The sequence below is a fragment of the Longimicrobiaceae bacterium genome (assembly GCA_036375715.1).
Taxonomy (GTDB): domain Bacteria; phylum Gemmatimonadota; class Gemmatimonadetes; order Longimicrobiales; family Longimicrobiaceae; genus DASVBS01.
In genome coordinates this window covers 1-17,647 of the sequence record DASVBS010000042.1, presented here as the reverse complement: position 1 = coordinate 17,647, position 17,647 = coordinate 1, and the positions used below count along the sequence as shown (strand labels likewise).

Annotated in this window: 12 protein-coding genes; 6 read left to right on the top strand and 6 right to left on the bottom strand. The window is 67.9% G+C overall.

Going from position 1 to position 17,647, the window contains the following annotated elements; genetic code table 11:
- Positions 1-6: 6 nt before the first annotated feature.
- Positions 7-2,793: a DUF5916 domain-containing protein gene (locus VF167_08300; protein HEX6925417.1), complete on the bottom strand. Its 2,787-nt coding sequence runs from the start codon at positions 2,791-2,793 to the stop codon at positions 7-9.
- A 323-nt stretch (positions 2,794-3,116) separates the two neighbouring features.
- Between VF167_08300 and VF167_08295 the strand changes: the two genes are divergently transcribed.
- Together VF167_08295 and VF167_08290 are read left to right on the top strand one after the other, a co-directional pair.
- Positions 3,117-4,634: a sulfatase gene (locus VF167_08295; GenBank protein ID HEX6925416.1), complete on the top strand. Its 1,518-nt coding sequence runs from the start codon at positions 3,117-3,119 to the stop codon at positions 4,632-4,634.
- 39 nt (positions 4,635-4,673) lie between these two features.
- Entirely contained in the window at positions 4,674-5,807 is a 1,134-nt protein-coding gene (locus VF167_08290; GenBank protein HEX6925415.1) for an NAD(P)-binding domain-containing protein, read from the top strand.
- A 195-nt stretch (positions 5,808-6,002) separates the two neighbouring features.
- On the opposite strand, the gene ilvD is transcribed toward VF167_08290, so the two are convergent.
- The gene (gene ilvD / locus VF167_08285) at positions 6,003-7,898 is read right to left on the bottom strand and encodes a dihydroxy-acid dehydratase (GenBank protein ID HEX6925414.1); all 1,896 of its coding nucleotides are present in this window, start codon (positions 7,896-7,898) and stop codon (positions 6,003-6,005) included.
- Positions 7,899-8,119: 221 nt separating this feature from the next.
- Between ilvD and VF167_08280 the strand changes: the two genes are divergently transcribed.
- Complete coding sequence (locus VF167_08280; GenBank protein ID HEX6925413.1) at positions 8,120-8,881, top strand: MFS transporter; 762 nt, start codon at positions 8,120-8,122, stop codon at positions 8,879-8,881.
- Positions 8,770-9,195, top strand: a complete 426-nt coding sequence (locus VF167_08275) for an MFS transporter (protein ID HEX6925412.1) — start codon at positions 8,770-8,772, stop codon at positions 9,193-9,195. The genes VF167_08280 and VF167_08275 overlap by 112 nt, the downstream gene beginning before the upstream one ends.
- 168 nt (positions 9,196-9,363) lie before the next feature.
- Here VF167_08275 and VF167_08270 read toward each other — a convergent pair whose 3' ends face one another.
- Complete coding sequence (locus tag VF167_08270) at positions 9,364-10,488, bottom strand: FAD-dependent monooxygenase (GenBank protein HEX6925411.1); 1,125 nt, start codon at positions 10,486-10,488, stop codon at positions 9,364-9,366.
- Positions 10,489-10,801: 313 nt separating this feature from the next.
- Positions 10,802-11,173, bottom strand: a complete 372-nt coding sequence (locus VF167_08265; GenBank protein HEX6925410.1) for a metalloregulator ArsR/SmtB family transcription factor — start codon at positions 11,171-11,173, stop codon at positions 10,802-10,804.
- A 226-nt stretch (positions 11,174-11,399) separates the two neighbouring features.
- On the opposite strand from VF167_08265, the gene VF167_08260 reads away from it, so the two are divergent.
- Positions 11,400-13,817: a cation-translocating P-type ATPase gene (locus VF167_08260; GenBank protein ID HEX6925409.1), complete on the top strand. Its 2,418-nt coding sequence runs from the start codon at positions 11,400-11,402 to the stop codon at positions 13,815-13,817.
- 184 nt (positions 13,818-14,001) lie between these two features.
- Positions 14,002-14,433 carry a MerR family transcriptional regulator gene (locus VF167_08255; protein HEX6925408.1) on the top strand — a complete coding sequence of 144 codons (432 nt, stop codon included), beginning with the start codon at positions 14,002-14,004 and terminating at the stop codon, positions 14,431-14,433.
- A 78-nt stretch (positions 14,434-14,511) separates the two neighbouring features.
- On the opposite strand, the gene VF167_08250 is transcribed toward VF167_08255, so the two are convergent.
- Together VF167_08250 and VF167_08245 are read right to left on the bottom strand one after the other, a co-directional pair.
- A complete protein-coding gene (locus VF167_08250; GenBank protein ID HEX6925407.1) occupies positions 14,512-16,749 on the bottom strand; it encodes a glycogen debranching N-terminal domain-containing protein in 2,238 nt (745 codons plus the stop codon).
- Between the two features lie 251 nt (positions 16,750-17,000).
- Positions 17,001-17,453 (bottom strand): HEAT repeat domain-containing protein, encoded by a 453-nt coding sequence (locus VF167_08245; protein ID HEX6925406.1) that lies wholly within the window; start codon positions 17,451-17,453, stop codon positions 17,001-17,003.
- Positions 17,454-17,647: the final 194 nt, after the last annotated feature.

Below are 17,647 nucleotides of genomic sequence, written 5' to 3'. Positions count from 1 at the left end.
TCCCGCTTACGGATTGAGCCAGTAGCTGACCTTGAGTACGAGCACGTTGGTGGGCCGCGTACCGAACAGGTCGTCGATGCTCGTACGCACGTCGAAGTCGCCGACGCGGCGGCTCAGGCGCTTGCCGTCGAGGGCGCCCAGGCGACCAGCGCGGTCCTGCTGCCAGACCAGGAAGAGTGTGCTGCCCTGGCGCCACTCCCAGCGGAGCACCGCGTTGCCGCGCAGCGAGTTGAGGTTGAAGTCGCGGTCGTCGACCACGAAGCTCGGGGCCGGCCCCGGGCCATCCGGGTCCACCACCGTTCGCGCCCCATCCTCTGGCTCGGCCGTGCCGGTGTCCTGGCCGTACACCAGGAAGTCGAAGGTGCGCGGCGCCCGCAGCTCCTTCAGCGCGCCGAAGTCGTTGCTGGAGAAGAAGGGCTGCGCGTACATCTCCAGCGAGAGCGTGGGCGTGAAGGTCACGTTCAGGCGCGTCTCGATCCCCAGCGTGGTCTGGTCCAGTCCCGCGAAGACGTAGCGGCTGCCGAAGGTGCGCTCCGCCGTCGGATCCACCACCGTGGTGACGTACTGTGCCGGCAGGTGGGTGACGTTCAGGTTCGGCCCCACCTGGATGTCCCAGTTCTCGGCGGGCTTGACGCGCAGACCCAGGCTGGCCTCCGTCTCGTACATGTCGGCCGAATCGCGGGTGTAGGTGAGGCCGGCGTCCAGCACGTACGGCTTGCGCGGATCGGTCCCCAACGTAGCACCCGCCAGAAATCCGCCCGGGAGGCGCGCCAGCGGGCCACCGCGCGTCAGGCGGTCGCTCATCACCGGAGCGATGTAGTGGAGTCGCAGGCTCCCGTTCCAGTAATTGTGCAATTGCGACTGGAAGGTGAGCATGGAGATGGCGCGGATCAGGTTCCCGCCATAGTTGAAATCGAAGTCGGGGCCGAATCGCAGGCTCCACCGACGGAAAAACCTTCCCGGCCGGTTCTGCTCGTAGGTGATGTTGGGGTCGACGAGGATCCGGTCGGAGTTCAGCTGGAAGCCGATGTCGTTGATCTCGTACCCCGGGCTGGTCGCGGTCAGCGCGACATTCCAGATCCAGGTGCCCGCCCGCTTCCCCGCGTCGACCTGCACCCGATAGCCGGAAAGCGATGTTGCCTCCGGATCGAACTCGAGGTGATCGGCGTCCGGGCGCTGGAAGTACCGGGCGCTGGCCCGCTGGGCCGCGCCGATCGCCTCGGGCGTTCCACGGATATGGCTGCCCGAAATCGAGCCGAAGATCGACCAGACGCGATCCGTGCTCTCGGTACGGAAGTCGATCCCGCCTGTGTAGGCCGAGGAGCGTAGGAAGGTGGCCTCGGTCCGCTCATCCAGACGGCGGTTCACCGCGGTGGCCAGCACTCCGATGGTGGTGCGGCCGCCGTCGAGGTCGCGGCGAACCCTTCCCGCCAGGTAGTTAGCCAGGGGCTCCACCACCGCTTCCTGACGCGTCCCGTCCGCGTCGACGAACAACGCCTTCTCGTGCTCGGTCACGGCTTCGAGGACCCCGACCGACCAACCGTTGGAGGTGCGTCCGGTCAGCTTGGCTGCACCCAGGATGGTAGTCGTCTCCGGGCCGTCCCAGTAGACGGCGCTGCCTGGAACGTCGAGTTGCGGCGCCCTCCCGATCCGGCGGGAATACACGAGCTGCGGCGGTCCGCCCTCGGGGTTGCCCAGCACGGAGGTACCGAAACGCATGATCTCGGCGCCCTCCACGAAGAAGGGGCGCTTCTCGTCGAACCGCGTCTCGAAAGCTGTGAGGTTGACCACCGCGGGGTCGAGCTCCACCTGCCCGAAATCGGGATTCAAAGCCGCATCGAGCGTGAAGTTCGACGTCACCCGGTACTTGATGTCCGCTCCCATGCCCAGAGTGGCTTCGGAGCGGTCTGAGAACGGGTTGACGAAATCGACGCTCTGGTCGGAGGCGAGGGAGGCCGGCCGACGCATCACGCGACCCAGAGCGTAGGGCGCGACCTCGAGGGGACGGCTACCCGAGGCCACGCGCACGCCTTCGAGGTGCCCGAAGAGCGCCACGCCGGCCGGCTGGTTCTTGGGCGTGTGAGCGAAGAAGGCCTGCTCCTGCTTACGGGCGATGCGACGCTCCAGCTGCAGCCCCCAGGTCTGCACCTCCTCCCGACCGAAACGTAGCTGGCTGAAGGGGATGCGCAGCTCGGCCGTCCAGCCTGAGTCGCTCACCTCGGTAGCTGCCGCCCACACCGGCTCCCAGCTCGCGTCGGGCTGCCCGCCGCGCTCCAGGAAGGAGCTGCCGGTACCGGCGCTCCCGGTACTGCTCGTCGTGGTTGCGCTCCGGCTTCCCCCGCTGGTCAGCATCTCATCGCGACGCACGCCGTCGGGGTTGACCCAGAAGCGGTAGGCGGTCAGATGGTCGTGGTAGCTGTCGAAGGCCACGCTGAACCAGTCGGAGTCGTTGACGGCGGCGTCTCGCCGCGCCAGCCGCCGTGACACCGGTCCGCTATCCTGCAGACGCGCGGCGACGTAGATCGCTTCCCGGTCGAAAGCGATGTAGACCTCCGTGCGCTCGCTGACCCGTTCGCCCTCGTTCGGATCGAGCTGGGTGAACTCCGTGATGGGCGTGGCCGTCCTCCAGATCTCCTCGTCGAGCCGTCCGTCGAGGGTGATCGGGCCGTCGAGCGGCACCGCGTGCGCCAGGGGTGGCGGTGCACCGTGCTGCGCCGCCGCGGGAGTGCCGGCCAGGAGGAGCGCGGCGACCATGAGGCTGCCGGACCGCGGCAGCCGGAACTGATAGGTCATCGGGTCTGATCTGAGACAGGGAGTGAGCGACGGCAACGACGGTTGCGTCGAGGGAATATCGTCCTCCGCTGGCTGGCAAGCAAAGGAGTGCGATCGCTCTGGTTGGGACGGCCTCCTCTCTTCTCTGGGTGTCCGCCGACGCCCGGACTTCTCGCCGCCGAGTATATGGACCGCTGGCGCGCGCAGCCGCGATGAGGTGCAGACGCCGGGCGCCTCTACAGCCCGACATGGCACGGGTTGGCCCCAAGGCCCCGCTTCTCTATTCTATCGGTGCTCGACTCTACGGCTACTCGACGCCGGTGTCCGCTCGCACGCACCCAGCCATGCTCCGTCTTCGCCTCCTCCTCACCCCCATCCTGGCGGCCCTCTGCATCCCGGGAATAGCCGAGGCTCAGCAGCAGACGTCCGGAGCCCAGGAGGGCCCGTCCGCGGCTCGGCAGCGCATGAACGTGCTGCTGATCACCATCGACGACCTGCGGCCGCAGCTGGGCAGCTACGGGGATTCGCTCGTACGCTCCCCCAACCTCGATCGCCTCGCTGCCGAAGGGCTGGTCTTCCTGCGCCAGTACGTGCAGGTACCCACCTGCGGAGCCTCGCGCTACGCACTGCTCACCGGAAGGCGGCCGAGGACGCCCGCTCACCTGAGCAACGAGGCGTTCGTCGAGCTGCTTCCGCGCGAAGAGGGCGACCGGCCGGAATCGCTGGTCCATCACTTCAGGCGGGCGGGGTACCGGACGGTGGGGATCGGGAAGATCAGCCACTACCCCGACGGGCGTGTCCGCGCTTACGACGGCTCGGGTGACGGCCGGCTGGAGATGCCTTTCAGCTGGGACGAGATGGAGGGGCCGATAGGGCGATGGGGGAGCGCCTGGAATGCCTTCTTCGGCTACGGCGACGGCAGCAGTCGCAATGTTCGCAAGACGGGACGTCCGGCCTTCGAGGTCGCCGAGGTCGCGGACGACGCGCTACCGGACGGGATGACCGCCGAAGCTGCCGTCCGCAAGCTGGGCGAGCTGGCCGCCGCGGAGGAGCCTTTCTTCCTCGCGGTCGGCTTCTTCAAGCCCCACCTCCCCTTCGTCGCCCCGCGGCGCTACTGGGAGATGTATGACCCCTCCGCCATCCCCATCTCCCCCAACCCCGAAGCTCCGGTTGGGGTGAACCGCCGTAGCCTGCACGACAGCAACGAGCTCTTCCGCAACTACGATTCACACCCGCAGCGAGGAGGCGCGGGCGTCCGCATCTCGGATGACTATGCCCGGACCCTCCGCCACGCGTACCTCGCCTCCGTCAGCTACGTCGACGCGCAGGTGGGGCGGGTGCTCGCCGAGCTCGATCGCCTGGCGCTACGGGACAACACCATCGTCATCGTCTGGGGCGATCACGGCTGGCACCTGGGGGATCACACCATCTGGGGCAAGCACACCACCTTCGAGCGCTCGCTGCACAGCCCGCTGATCATGCGCGTCCCGGGAATGATCGATCCCGGTCGGTCCACGGACGCCATCGTCGAAGCGGTGGACCTCTACCCCACCCTGGCGGAGTTGTGCGGGCTGAGCACACCCGAAGGACTGGACGGGCAGAGCTTCGCGAAGGCCTTCAGCGATCCGGCGTTCCGAAGCGACGGTCTCGCCTATGGCTACTCTCAGGGACGAACCACCCTGCGGACCGACCGCTTCCGGATTACCGAGTATGTCGACGGGGAACCGCGGGTCGAGCTGTACGATCACGCGGTCGATCCGCTGGAGACGCGCAACGTGGCCGCGTCTCACCCGGAAGTCGTGCGCGAGCTCCTGCCGATCCTGCGGCGGCATGCACCGCGAGCGGACAGGCGCCCACAATAGCGCCTCGCGACGAACCGCGAAGGTTTACTGAGGTCTTGCATGTCCCCCTCGCCACGCAGCACCACTTCGGGCGTCGCCCTTAAAACCGAGATCGTCGTGATCGGAGCGGGACAGGCGGGCCTCTCCGCGGCGTATCACTTGAAGAGGCGTGGCCTGAAGCCGCACCGGGAGTACGAGGTGCTCGACTCGTCCCCGGAGCCGGGCGGTGCCTGGCAGTACCGCTGGCCCTCGCTGACGCTGAGCACCGTCAACCGGATCCACGATCTTCCGGGGATGCGCTTCTCCGAGGTGGTGGAAGACGGCGCACTCGATGTCCAGGCCAGCGTCGCGGTACCGCGCTACTTTGCCGAGTACGAGAAGAGGTTCGAGCTACCCGTCTACCGCCCGGTGACGGTGCGGGTGGTATGTGAGCGTGACGGCCGCTTCCGGTTGGAGACCGACCGGATCGAGTTCTCCGCCCGGGGGATCATCAACGCCACCGGCACCTGGGAGAGCCCGAACATCCCCGAAATTCCTGGAGCGGAGAAGTTCCGAGGCCGCCGGCTACACACGCGGGACTACCGCACACCAGAGGAGTTCGAAGGCCAGCACGTGATCGTCGTGGGCGCGGGGATCTCCGCAATCCAGCTCCTCGACGAGATCTCGCGGGTCACCCGCACGACCTGGGTCACCCGACGCCCACCGAAGTTCCTCGATGTTCCCTTCGATGAAGAGTTGGGGCGTCAGGCAGTGGCGCTGGTGGAAGATCGCGTGCGTCGGGGGCTCCCACCCGGTTCGGTGGTTTCCGCCACCGGAATCCCACTAACCCCGGCGATCGAAGCGATGCGGGCACGGGGCGTCCTGGAGCGGCTGCCGATGTTCAGCGAGATCACCGAGGACGGCGTTCGTTGGCCGGACGGCACGGAGCTGAAGGCCGACGTGATCCTCTGGTGCACGGGTTTCCGCAGTTCCCTGGACCACCTGGCGCCGCTGATGCTGCGCGAACCGAATGGCGGGATCGTGATGACCGGACGACTCGCTACCCAGGTGGCCAAGGATCCACGGATCCACCTGGTCGGCTACGGTCCCTCCGCGTCGACCATCGGAGCGAATCGGGCGGGGCGCGCGGCGGTGGAGGAGCTCCTCAGCACCCTCGGTCTGGCGGGTGAGAAGGCCGCTGCGTGCGGGAGCTGAGCCCTTCCCGAAGCTCTCCTGAAACCCGCCTGGCGGCTTCCCTGAAGCGCCGCTGATGCCCTGGGCGAATGGTCGCGCTTCGGAACAGCCTGCAGCGGCTGGGCCTATTTCGGCGATTGTCCGCGATACCAACAAGTAGAGGCGGCCGGCGCCCCTGCGGTCGCCAGCCGCCCCCACGTCCGGACCAGCCTCGGATCAGACCGCGAACTGAGGCTCGCCGGGCGCGCCGACCGGCTCCCGTTGCTCCAGCTGGGACAGGTCGCGCACGGCTCCGCGATCCGCGCTGGTGGTCAGCGCCGCGTAGGCTCTGAGCGCCGCCGACACCTGCCGTTGCCGGTTCGCCGGCTTCCACGCATCCGCCCCGCGCTCCAGCATACGCTCGCGGCGCTCGGCCAGCTCGGCATCGGAGATGGCGATGTGGATCGTGCGTCGCGGGATGTCGATCTCGATGACGTCCCCCTCCTCCACCAGGGCGATGTTGCCGCCTTCGGCGGCTTCCGGGCTCACGTGGCCGATGCTGAGGCCGCTGGTTCCGCCGGAGAAGCGCCCGTCGGTGATGAGAGCACAGGACTTACCCAGCCCCACCGACTTGATGTAGCTGGTCGGATACAACATCTCCTGCATGCCCGGACCTCCCTTGGGGCCCTCGTAGCGTACGATCACCACGTCCCCAGCCTGAATCCGACCGGATAGGATCGCGTCGACCGCCTCCTCCTGGCTCTCGGTGATGCGAGCGGTGCCCTGGAAGACGAGATTCTCCTCCGCAACGCCAGCGGTCTTCACGATGCAGCCCTTGGGAGCGAGGTTGCCGAACAGCACCGCCAGCCCACCGTCGGGCGAGTAGGCGTGCTCCACGTCGCGGATGCATCCGTTTGCCCGGTCTAGGTCGAGCGCCGGCCAGTAGGACTGCTGGCTGAACGCCTGCTGCGTCCGAATTCCCCCGGGGCCGGCGAGGTAGCGCTGCAGCGCATCTCCGAGCGCGGTCGGGCGCGCCACGTCCCAGTCGTCGAGTGCCTGGCCCATTGTCGGCGTGTGCACGGTGCGGACATCGCGATGGATCAGGCCGGCGCGGTCCAGCTCACCAAGGATCGCCATCACGCCGCCGGCGCGATGGACGTCCTCCATGTGGTACCGGTTGGTGGCCGGTGCGACCTTGCAGAGGTTCGGCACGCGGCGGGAGAGGCGATCGATGTCGGCCATGGTGAAATCGACCTCGGCCTCCTGTGCCGCGGCGAGCAGGTGGAGCACGGTGTTGGTTGATCCACCCATGGCGATGTCCAGCGACATCGCGTTCTCGAAAGCATCTCGCGTGGCGATCGAGCGGGGCAGGACCGAACCGTCGTCCTGCTCGTAGTACCGGCGCGCCAGGCCCACGATCAGCCGGGCCGCCTCCAGGAAGAGCTCCTTACGGGCGACGTGCGTGGCCAGCAGCGAGCCGTTGCCCGGCAGGGAGAGCCCCAGCGCCTCGGTCAGGCAGTTCATCGAGTTGGCCGTGAACATGCCCGAGCACGATCCGCAGGTCGGGCATGCCGAGCGCTCGATCTCGGCCAGGTCTTCGTCGCTGACGCTGGAGTCGGCCGCCTGGATCATCGCGTCGATCAGGTCCAGTTTCACGTCGCCGGAGGCCAGCCGCGTTTTGCCCGCCTCCATCGGACCACCGGACACAAAGACCACCGGAATGTTCAGTCGCAGGGCGGCCATCAGCATGCCCGGGGTGATCTTGTCGCAGTTGGAGATGCACACCAGCGCGTCTGCGCAGTGCGCGTTGACCATGTATTCGACGGCGTCCGCGATGAGCTCCCGCGACGGGAGGGAGTAGAGCATCCCGGAGTGGCCCATGGCGATGCCGTCGTCGACCGCGATCGTGTTGAACTCCTTCGCGACGCCACCCGCCCGCGCGATCTCTTCCGCCACCATCTGACCCACGTCCTTGAGGTGGACGTGGCCGGGCACGAACTGCGTGAAGGAGTTCGCGATGGCGATGATCGGCTTCCCGAAGTCATCGTCCTTCATTCCCGTCGCGCGCCAGAGCGCACGGGCGCCGGCCATGTTCCGGCCATGGGTCGTAGTGCGTGAACGATAGCTGGGCATTTCCGCTTCCTGATCGGTGAGTGGCACATCGCGGAGAACCGGTGTGCCCTAATGATAGCAAAATTGCGCCCGCGCCGCCTCTCGTTGACTGACTCAAAGCCCATTGCGCGGCGGCGAGGTGATTGCCGGCAGGCGACATGTGGCGCCTTCCTGCGGCAATGAGCTGCCTTCCAGAGCGCGATGAACCTACCTCTTTCGGGCGATCGAGCCTTTCTGAGCCGGTGGATCGCCGTCCGATGCTCGAATCGCTCTCCGCTGCTGAAAATCAGGCAGCGACGGTTCCGCTTGCGCCCCCGCTCGGCAAGCGACATCGTTCCAGCTTGGGAGGGATGGTGCTCGCCTCCCTCGGCATGGCGCTGCTCCCGGCCTCCGCGAGCGTGGGGCTCGCCGTCCTGATCGCCGCTCTGGTGCTGCTCTACACCGGGATCAACCTGCAGCGATCTCCCTTCCAGGCACTGATCGCCGACGCGGTCCCCTCCCGCGATCGCTCCCTGGCAACGGCGTCGGTGGCCTTCCAGATGTGCGTCGGCGCAATCGCTTTCCTCATGCTCGGCCGGCTCCTGGGCATGACCCCGGCATTCGTGACGGCCGGAGTGACGATCCTCGCAATCGCTGTGGCGCTGCGCGTCGGCGTGCGAGAGCCAACCGGGGGCACGTCCGGCGCCGAGGTCTCCTTCGCTTCCCTTGCTCGGGCAACGTGGGCGACGCTGCGGGGCGCCGTCTCGAGCATGCGCGCCATCTTCCTGGCCGTGCTGCTCCTCCAGCTCACCTTCCAGACCTTCACCACCTGGTTCGCCCTGCACGCCACGGAGCGCTTCGGATTACGCCGGAGGAGGCCACGCTGGGCTTCATTGCCTGGGCGGTCGGCGGAGTGCTCGGCGCACTTCCGGCCGGGTTCTTCGGTATCCGCGTCGGTCGGAGGATGTCGATCCTCTTCGGCTTCGCGCTCCTCGCCGCGTGCCTGGCCGCGCTGGACCGGGTGACGCAGATCGGACAGGCAATGCCGCTACTGCTGCTCGCTTCAGCCGCCTGGACCTTCCCCACCGTGAACGCCTACCCGCTCTTCGTGGAGCCCGTACCCCCCTCGCTGCGTGGTGTTCTGGCTTCGCTCTACCTGCTGTGCATGGGACTGGGCGGCGCCGTCGGTGATCCGCTCAACGGCATGCTGTTCGACTTGCTCGGGGGCTACGGCCCGCTCTTCCTGGTGATGGCAACCTACGCCGTCCTCGCGCTCCTGGCTGTGATGATGATCCCACCTGGGACGGGAGAGGCGGAGGCGGGGGATTCAAGCGCGTGACCATCCGCCCTGGGGAACGCGTCGCTCGAACCCACCCCTGTCACGTTGAGCGCCCGCGCCATGCCAGGAATCACCCGCAGGCACCCTCACCCCGCGCGATGCTTCGCTGACGCTCAGCATGACAGGGAGGCGAGCGGCGTCGGCGGCGATGATTCCGCAGACCAGAGCCTAGGGAATGGCCAATAGCGGCTGGTAGTTCGCCCGATAGGTTCGTTCGGCCAGACGCCGCAGCAGGGCGTTGCGGATCGCGGGCGGGAGGCTTCGCACCCGGTCGCGCTGGTTCGTCTGCTTGCGCAACCAATCCACGCGCGGGGCACGTCGGTGGTGGAAGGCGGCAGCGATGCCGACGTGAATCCCGGTGTGCTCGATCTGGTCGGCCAGCACGAGGCCGTCCTCGAGCGCCATCGCGCATCCGCAGGCCATGTTGGGCGACATGGCGTGCGCGGCGTCGCCTATGAGCAGCACCCTCCCCCGCCCCCAGGCATCCAGTACCACTTCTTCGATGGCCGCGCGGTGGATCTGCTCGGAAGGATCGAGACCGGCGAGAACTTCCGGCACCGGCGAAGGATACTCGCTGAATAGCTCACGCAACCGTTCCACCCGTCCCTCCACCGGGTCGGCGTCCGCTTGAGCGACCATCTGGTCCGCATAGCAGTAAGCACGGCCACCGCCGATCGGCACCAGGAGGAACGCGCCCGAGCGCCCGAGGAACACCGTCCACCCGACGATCTCCGGCGGACAGGGGGCCAGAAAGCGCCACCCCACCTGTCCGCGGAAGCGCGGCTCCGCCCCGCCGAGCGCGAGCGAGCGCACGACCGACCGGATGCCGTCCGCGCCAATGACCAGGCTATAGGAGCCCTCAGTCCCGTCCGTGAAATTCACCAGAACCCGGTCGTTCTCCTGATGGAGCGCCTGAACCGACACGCCGAAGCGCACCGCGCCCGCGGGGACTCGCTCGAGCAACAGGCGGTGCAGCCGGGCGTGCTCGATCCCCAGGCAGAAGCCGCAACCAGCCCAGTAGCTCTCCACGTCGATCTCCGCGAGCGGAGCGCCCCCGGAGTCGAGGAACGTCTGCGTGCGGATCACCTGGCCGAGCTCCCGCGCGGCGTCGGCGACCCCCAACGCACCGAGAGCTCGCGTGGCCAGACCCACCAGGTACTGCCCGGCGCCCCGGCTATCCGGGCCATCAGCGCGTTCGACTACCTCGGCGGACAGGCCGCGCTGGCTCAGTGCATTTGCCAGTGAGAGTCCAGCCATGCCACCGCCCACGATGAGCACCCGTTCTTCCTGCATCGCTCGCTCCTCTCACCAGAAAGTCCAAAAAGTCCGCGTCTATGCTGCTGTTCGAGAGCGGCTGCATTGCTCGCTCCCGCCGTTCGCGCAGATCGCTCGGTTTCCATCCAACTGCGCGAGCGAGGGCACGATTGTGCGTCTACCTCGTGGAAGGCGCAAACGAATATGATGAAATCTGATCCCCGCGCGGGCTCGAGGTCCGGCGGGGATCTTTACTCTAGCCTCTCCGAGGGAAAGGGCTTCTTTCAGACCCAATCCTGAAACGGCTTCTTGCGATAGGTCCCGATTTCCGAAGGCTCTTTCCCATGCAACCTCAAGCCGCATCCTCACCCGGCGACTCGTATCGGGGGCAGACGTACACGCCGTGCGCGACGTCGCTGAGGATCTCGTCCGCCACCGTGAGCAGCGCACCGACCCGCTCGTCCGCCAACCTGTAGAAGGCGAAGCGCCCCCGTTGCTCGCGCGTCACCAACCCGCAGTCCAGCAGACAAGCCAGGTGATTGGAGGCATTCGGCTGGGAGAGGCCGGTGATCTCCACGATCTCGGTCACGCTCCGCGGTTCCACCCGCAAAGACTCCACGATCGCCAGCCGGGAGGGGTCGGAGAACCCGCGGAAGAGCTTGGCTTTGAGGGCGAGTGACCGGGCGAACTCGGTGGTGAGCATATGCCTGGACGGAGGGGCCATTGCGTATCAGCGTATGCTGATGCATGATATATCAGCGTCAGATGATACTTTGTGCGCCTCGCTGCGGTCAAGGGAGTCGCAGAGCGATCTGAGGTGGTCCGTCAAGGGCGCAAGTCGACCTGGACGGAGGATGGTCCGGAACCTCTGCGAAGTCCTCCGCGCCGTCTGGGGTTCCCTTCCACGGCGGGCGCTGTCTCCAGCCACGTCGAGGCCCGCGAATCGTTCGATGCACAGGGTCGTGAGCGGCCTGTCCCGGAATTCCGTTCCGCAGTCCGGCGGAGACCGAGCGGCGGTCCTGACCAGCACGATCAGCGTCGGCGGAATGGATTGCTCGAGCTGCGCGCTGAAGGTGGAGAAGGCGCTACTAGCGCTCGCGGGCGTGGAGGACGTGCGCACGGATCTCGTCGGCGAGCGGGTCACGGTGCGCCACGTAGCAGACCAGATCCAGCGTGGCGACCTGGTCGAGGCGGTTCAGCGCCTCGGCTATCGCGCGGAGGAGGAGGCGCCGGCGGGGGAGGAGTCGGCGGGCGCGACCTCATCGGAAGCCGGGGAACGGTGGTGGGCGCGCCAGGGCACCCTGACGCTCGTGGTTCTCTCCGGGCTGTTCTGGGGCCTTGCCCTTCTGACCGGCTACTGGCCAGCGACCGAGTGGGCGGTGCCCGTGCTGGCGCTGGCCGCGGTACTCACGGGCGGGTGGAGAGTTTTCCCGCGCGGCTGGCAGGCGCTCCGGCAGGGTGCCCTGGACATGAACTTCCTCATGTCCGTGGCCGCGGTTGGCGCGCTGGTAATCGGCGCCTACGAGGAGGGCGGGTCGCTGATGTTCCTCTTCGCCGTGGCGCAGCTCCTCGAAGCTCGCTCCATGGGCCGCGCGCGCAACGCCATCCGGCGCCTGATGGAGCTGGCCCCCGCGCAGGCCGTGGTGATCCGCGATGGCGAGGAGGTGCGGGTCCCGCCGGACCGGGTGCGGCCGGGTGAAGTGGTGCTGGTGCGTCCCGGCGCCAGGATCCCCGTGGACGGCGAGATCGTGGCCGGCGCTTCGAGTGTAAACCAGGCGCCCATCACCGGAGAATGGATCCCGGTGGGAAAAGGGGTCGGGGACGAAGTCTTCGCCGGCACCCTGAACGGCGAGGGCGCGCTCGAGATCCGCTCGACCCGGCTCGCCTCGGACACCACGCTCGCTCGGATCATCCACTCGGTGGAGGAAGCGCAGGCGACCCGCGCGCCCAGCCAGACCTTCGTGGATCGCTTCGCGCATGTCTACACGCCCCTGGTAGTGGGAGGGGCGGTGCTGGTCGGGATCCTTCCTCCGCTGTTCGGGCTCGGGGTTTGGGGCGAGTGGGGATACCGCGCGCTGGTGCTGCTGGTGGTCGCTTGCCCCTGCGCACTCGTGATCTCCACGCCAGTGACGGTGGTCTCCGCGCTGGCGGGGGCGGCACGGCGCGGGATCCTGATCAAGGGCGGGCTGCACCTGGAGAACGCGGGGCGTGTGCGCGCCGTGGCACTGGACAAGACAGGCACGTTGACGCGGGGGGAAGCCGCGGTCGTCGACGTCGTTGCCCTGGACGGGGAGGACCCCAACGACATGCTGGCGCTGGCCGCATCGGTCGAGGCGCGGAGCGAGCATCCGCTCGCCCGCGCGATCCTGCGCCACGCGGTATCGAGAGGGATCGCACTCCGCGCGGCGCGGGACGCCTCTGCGATCGTCGGCCGCGGCGTCCGCGCCCAGGTGGACGGCGAGGAGGTTTATGCCGGCAGTGCCCGGCTCTTCGAAGAACATGGGGCCCTCCCTGCCCCCGCGCGTCGGTTGCTGGACGAGCTGTCCACGCGCGGCCAGACCGCCGTCCTCGTGGCGAGTCGACCGGTCGGTCATAGGACGCCGCCGCGGCTGCGCGGCGTGATCGCGCTCGCCGACGAGCCCCGCCCTGAGGCCGCCGATGCGCTCCGCGAGCTGCACCGTGCCGGCATCCGGCAGGTGGTCATGCTCACCGGCGACCACCCGGGCACGGCGCGGGCCGTTGCCGACGCCCTGGGCCGACCCGGCCGCGGCCTGGATGGCGTCCGGGCCGGGCTCCTTCCGCACGACAAGGTGGCCGCCGTCCGGGAGCTTCGCCGCGAGCACGGCATGATCCTGATGGTGGGTGACGGCGTCAACGACGCGCCCGCGCTGGCCGCGGCCGACGTGGGCGTGGCCATGGGCGCAGCGGGGACCGACGTGGCCCTGGAGACCGCCGACATCGCCCTCATGTCCGACGATCTCTCCAGACTCTCCACCACCATCCGGCTGGCGCGCAGGGCAGAGCGGATCATCCGCGCGAACATCGCCTTCGCGCTGGTCACCAAGGCGGCGTTCGTGCTCCTGGGGCTGCTCGGCTACGCCACGCTCTGGATGGCCGTCCTCGCCGACATGGGAGCGAGCCTGCTGGTGGTGCTGAACGGCCTGCGGGCGTCCTGGGTTCCTCCTCAGAGCCCGAGCTCGGCATCCAGAAAGTCCCGGGTTCCTTCCGGACCCGCGAGCCGCAGCCACACCGGGCCACCAGCCGGCGCGGCTTCGAGCGCAAAGGAGAGGAACGGGCAGCACTTCCGCTCGTTGAGCAGGAAGCGGCTCAGCGGTTCGAGGGCGTCCGCCGGAAACCGGAAGGCATAGCCATTGGGGATCGGCTCACGCTCCTCGACCGTCTCGTCGAACAACCTCCGGATCAGGGCAAAGTGGAGCGGGCGCTCGGCCTCCGGAATTGCGCCCGGCACACACGCCAGCGGAATGGGCATGCTCGTTTCGGTCGTCGTCATGATCACGATCCTCGTGAACAGGTGAACTCGATTGCGACGCCATGACGCTACCAGTTCAAGTCGACTTGAAGTCAAGGGGACGGACCGACACCCTCGGCATCGGCGAGGTTGCGCGGAGAGCGGGGTTGAGGACCTCCGCCATTCGCTACTACGAGGAGGCGGGCGTGCTGCCGCCACCGGAGCGGGTTCATGGACGGCGACGCTACGCCCCGGAGGCTGTTCGGCTACTGGAGCTGATTCGCTTCGCCCAGCTGGCGGGGTTCACGCTGGACGAGATCCGCACCCTGATCCACGGCTTCAGGGCGGACACACCTCTGAGCGAACGCTGGGAGGCGCTCGCGCAGGCGAAGCTGCGGGAGCTGGACGAGAGGATCGCGCGGGCGGAGAGGATGAAGCGGGCGGTTCGAGCCGGACTGGCGTGTGGCTGTGCGGACGTGGGGAACTGCGCTCTCGTCCCCGACGAAAATGGCTGAACGCTCTCAGCACAGCTCAAACGGACGCCGTCCATCCTGCCAATTCCTTGCGCCTCGTTCTCGGCGCAGCCCTCCACATCACGTCTTCCAGTGTAGGACGCTCCTCAGCAAGGGTCCCACCCGATCACGAATGCCCACCGACCGGGATTCCAGCCAGGGCTGACGCAGGACGCGGAGCTTGCCACTCTTCTCCACCACCCGGTAACGCGATCGACCGTCATCGTCGCGCCAGAATCGCAGCGTCGCCGTCGTGTCGCCGATGCGCAGCCCCTCCACGGTGAGCTCCGGAAGCCAGGGCGGGAGGATGGGGTCCACCAGCAGGAGTTGGAGGGGGGCGAACGGCACCAGGCCGAGTAACGACTGGGTGAGCAACGGAAATACGCTCTGATTCCACGTCTGTGGGTGATTCGCGCGCGGATAGACACCGGGATGCGCGAGCTCGTCACGGGAGTATCCGCCTGCGCATTCCGGGGTCCGGCCTCCCGGCCACAGGCGAGCCAGATCGTACAGCCCACGCGCCAGTTCCAGCGCGCGATCGTTCAGGCCGTAGCGGCGCAACCCGAAGAGGATGCTCGCGTTCTCGACCGGCCACACGCTGCCGAGGTGATAGTCGAGCGGATTGTACGCCGGGTTGCGGGTCGAGAGCGTGCGGATCCCCCACCCGCTAAAGAGGTCGGGCGCAAAGAGCCGGTCCACCAGCCGGGGGATGTGCTCGTCGGCCACGATCCCGGTCGGAAGACAGTGAGCGGCGTTCGAGGTGAGGGCGCGGATCGGCCGCTTGCGGGCATCGAGCCCGAAGGCGATGCATCCCTCCTTTTCCATCCAGAAATCCTGGTTGAAGCGCTTCTTGAGCACGCTCGCCTGCCGCCACAGCTCGCGCCCCTGCCTCCGCTCTCCCAGGACGACCGACAGCGCCGCCATGTACTGAAGCGAGGCGTGGTAGTAACCCTGCACCTCACACGGAGCGAGCGGCGGGTCCACCTGGCGTCCTTGCTCATCGACCACCGCGTTCTCGCTGTCCTTCCATCCCTGGTGCGTCGGCCCCAGCTCGGCTTCGGTCAGGTATTCCAGATACCCATCCCCATCGCGATCACCATACTCGCGGGCCCAGGTGAGAACGCCCTGAGCCGCCGCCCAGTGGTCGCGGATGCGCTCCTTGTCACCGGTGAGGACGTAGAGGTAGCCGAGCCCGATGATGAACATGAACGGGCTGGCGAAATCCGCGTAGTAGCTGCGGAATGGGGTCTTCCCCAGCCGCGAGGGGGGATCCGTTCTCGCCTGGTTGAGGATGCGACCGGGCTGCTCATCGTGGGCGGGGTCGACCCGCTCGCCCTGTCGGCGCACCAGGAACGTGAGCACATCGGTCAGCATCTCACCGCCGTCGAAGATCCCCGCCTGCCAGGCAGTGGTCACGGCGTCCCTGGCCCAGAAGGTCAGGTAGAGGGGTACGCCGGCCGCCGGGGCGAGCCACTCATCCTCCGCGCCCTCGAGCAGCGCGAGAGAGCCGAGGTCGGTCAGTGCACGGTTGGTAATCTCGACCAGCGGCGCCTCGGCCGGCGCGTGCAGCCTGGCGACCCCGCGATGCCAGTGCCGGAGCCGCTCCTCGCGCCGCTGCGCGCCGGCATCCCCCAGGGGGTCTACGAGGTCCACCGAACGGATCCGCAAGCCCAGGGTGTGCGTCACCTGCCGCCGCAGCACGAAGCTGGCGGAGAGACGATCGCTGGAAGCGGTCCACTCCGCTCCGCTCGCGCTGAGGTGGGTCTCGAAGGGGAGGTCAGGATGGCGGTAGCGGAAGATCAGATCCCCACCGCGGGGGAGTGCATCGACGGTTGCCGTCTCCTCACGATATCCGAAGTGAGCCTCGTCGACGCTCGCGTAGTCCGCGTCGACGATCCACCCGAGGTTGAGCTCGGCCTCCTCCTGCCAGCGGTTGGTGATCCACAAGGCCACTTCCAGAGAGGCCGGGCGAACCCGGTAGAGGAGGCGGAGGTCGATGTCGCGGAAGAGCAATCCGTGCTTCCCTTCCCCTCCGCCCGATCCGCTCCCGCCGCCACCGCCGCGCTCGACCGGCGGGTAGATGTACATGAACTCCAACTCGTTCGGCGCACGCTCGGCCCGCGAGCAGGGATATGGGGGCTCGCCGTTCAGCTCGAAGCGAAGGGAGCGGAGGAAGCGGGCCTGGCGGAAGTAGTAGCCGGAGAGTGGGTGTCCGCCGGCCCACCCCTGCGTATCGACGATGAGGAGCGAGGGGCCGCGCCAAGCGACCTCGATGTCGGGGCCACTTCGGGCGAGCGGCGGGATTTGCGGCGGTTCCATCGGCGCGCCTCGGGTAGAGGGGCGGTAGCCCGCTCTTCGGTTCCGGTTCACCGCCCCGGCTCAGAAGCCCGGGTTCCCGTCGATCGTGCGCGCGGGATGGCCAGCACCGTCGTAGGCAGCGGCGACGTCGGTACTGGAGTAGCTACTCAGCGCCCGGACGCGGTCTAAGACGAGCCCTGCATTGGTGGCTCCGCGGAGGCAAACCGCGCGATCTGATACGGCGGGCAAGGTGTAGGCCCCAGAAACCTTCGTCAATTGGTTAGTGTTTGCGGCTCTCCCTCCGAGTGCCCCCTGAGCGTCGCACTGCCTTTTGCGACGGGTTCAAACGTGCAGGTGCGCGCCTCCTCCACAGCTTGCTGTATCTCCTCCAGCACCCACTCATCCGTTTCGCACCCCGCCCTTCGCTGCAGCGCATCCACCGCCGCCGCCGTCCCGATCCGGCCCAGCGCCCACGCTGCATGCCCCCGAACCAGCGGCTCCTCATCCTCCAGCGCCGCCTCCAGCACCGGCACCGCCTCCGGCGACCCCCAGTTCCCCAGCGCCACCGCCACGTTGCGCAGCAGCCCGCGCCGCTTGGTCCGCTTCACCGGCGAGTTCTTGAACCTGCGCGAGAACTCCTCCTGCGACATCCCCATCAGCTCGATCAGCCGCTCCCCGTGCACCCCCGCCCGCGGCCAGAAAGCCTCCTCGCAGGTAATCTGCACGAACTTCGAGTTGTTGTGCGGGCACACCTCCTGGGAGCTATCCCAACTCAGCCGCTACGTGATCCCCCTACGGAGCGGGCAGTATCGAAGGCGTACGCTGACTTCGGGGGGATAGGCTCTTCCAGAACCCACGCCGATTCGGCCTTCTTGGGTACCGTCAGCTCCGTTATCACGTCTAATGGGGCGGGGGTAGC

Bases quoted from the DNA above. Each gene is read 5' to 3' on its own strand.
- VF167_08300 (HEX6925417.1), bottom strand. From the start codon at position 2,793: ATGACCTATCAGTTCCGGCTGCCGCGGTCCGGCAGCCTCATGGTCGCC.
- VF167_08295 (HEX6925416.1), top strand. From the start codon at position 3,117: ATGCTCCGTCTTCGCCTCCTCCTCACCCCCATCCTGGCGGCCCTCTGC.
- VF167_08290 (HEX6925415.1), top strand. From the start codon at position 4,674: ATGTCCCCCTCGCCACGCAGCACCACTTCGGGCGTCGCCCTTAAAACC.
- ilvD (HEX6925414.1), bottom strand. From the start codon at position 7,898: ATGCCCAGCTATCGTTCACGCACTACGACCCATGGCCGGAACATGGCC.
- VF167_08270 (HEX6925411.1), bottom strand. From the start codon at position 10,488: ATGCAGGAAGAACGGGTGCTCATCGTGGGCGGTGGCATGGCTGGACTC.
- VF167_08265 (HEX6925410.1), bottom strand. From the start codon at position 11,173: ATGGCCCCTCCGTCCAGGCATATGCTCACCACCGAGTTCGCCCGGTCA.
- VF167_08260 (HEX6925409.1), top strand. From the start codon at position 11,400: ATGCACAGGGTCGTGAGCGGCCTGTCCCGGAATTCCGTTCCGCAGTCC.
- VF167_08255 (HEX6925408.1), top strand. From the start codon at position 14,002: ATGACGCTACCAGTTCAAGTCGACTTGAAGTCAAGGGGACGGACCGAC.
- VF167_08250 (HEX6925407.1), bottom strand. From the start codon at position 16,749: ATGGAACCGCCGCAAATCCCGCCGCTCGCCCGAAGTGGCCCCGACATC.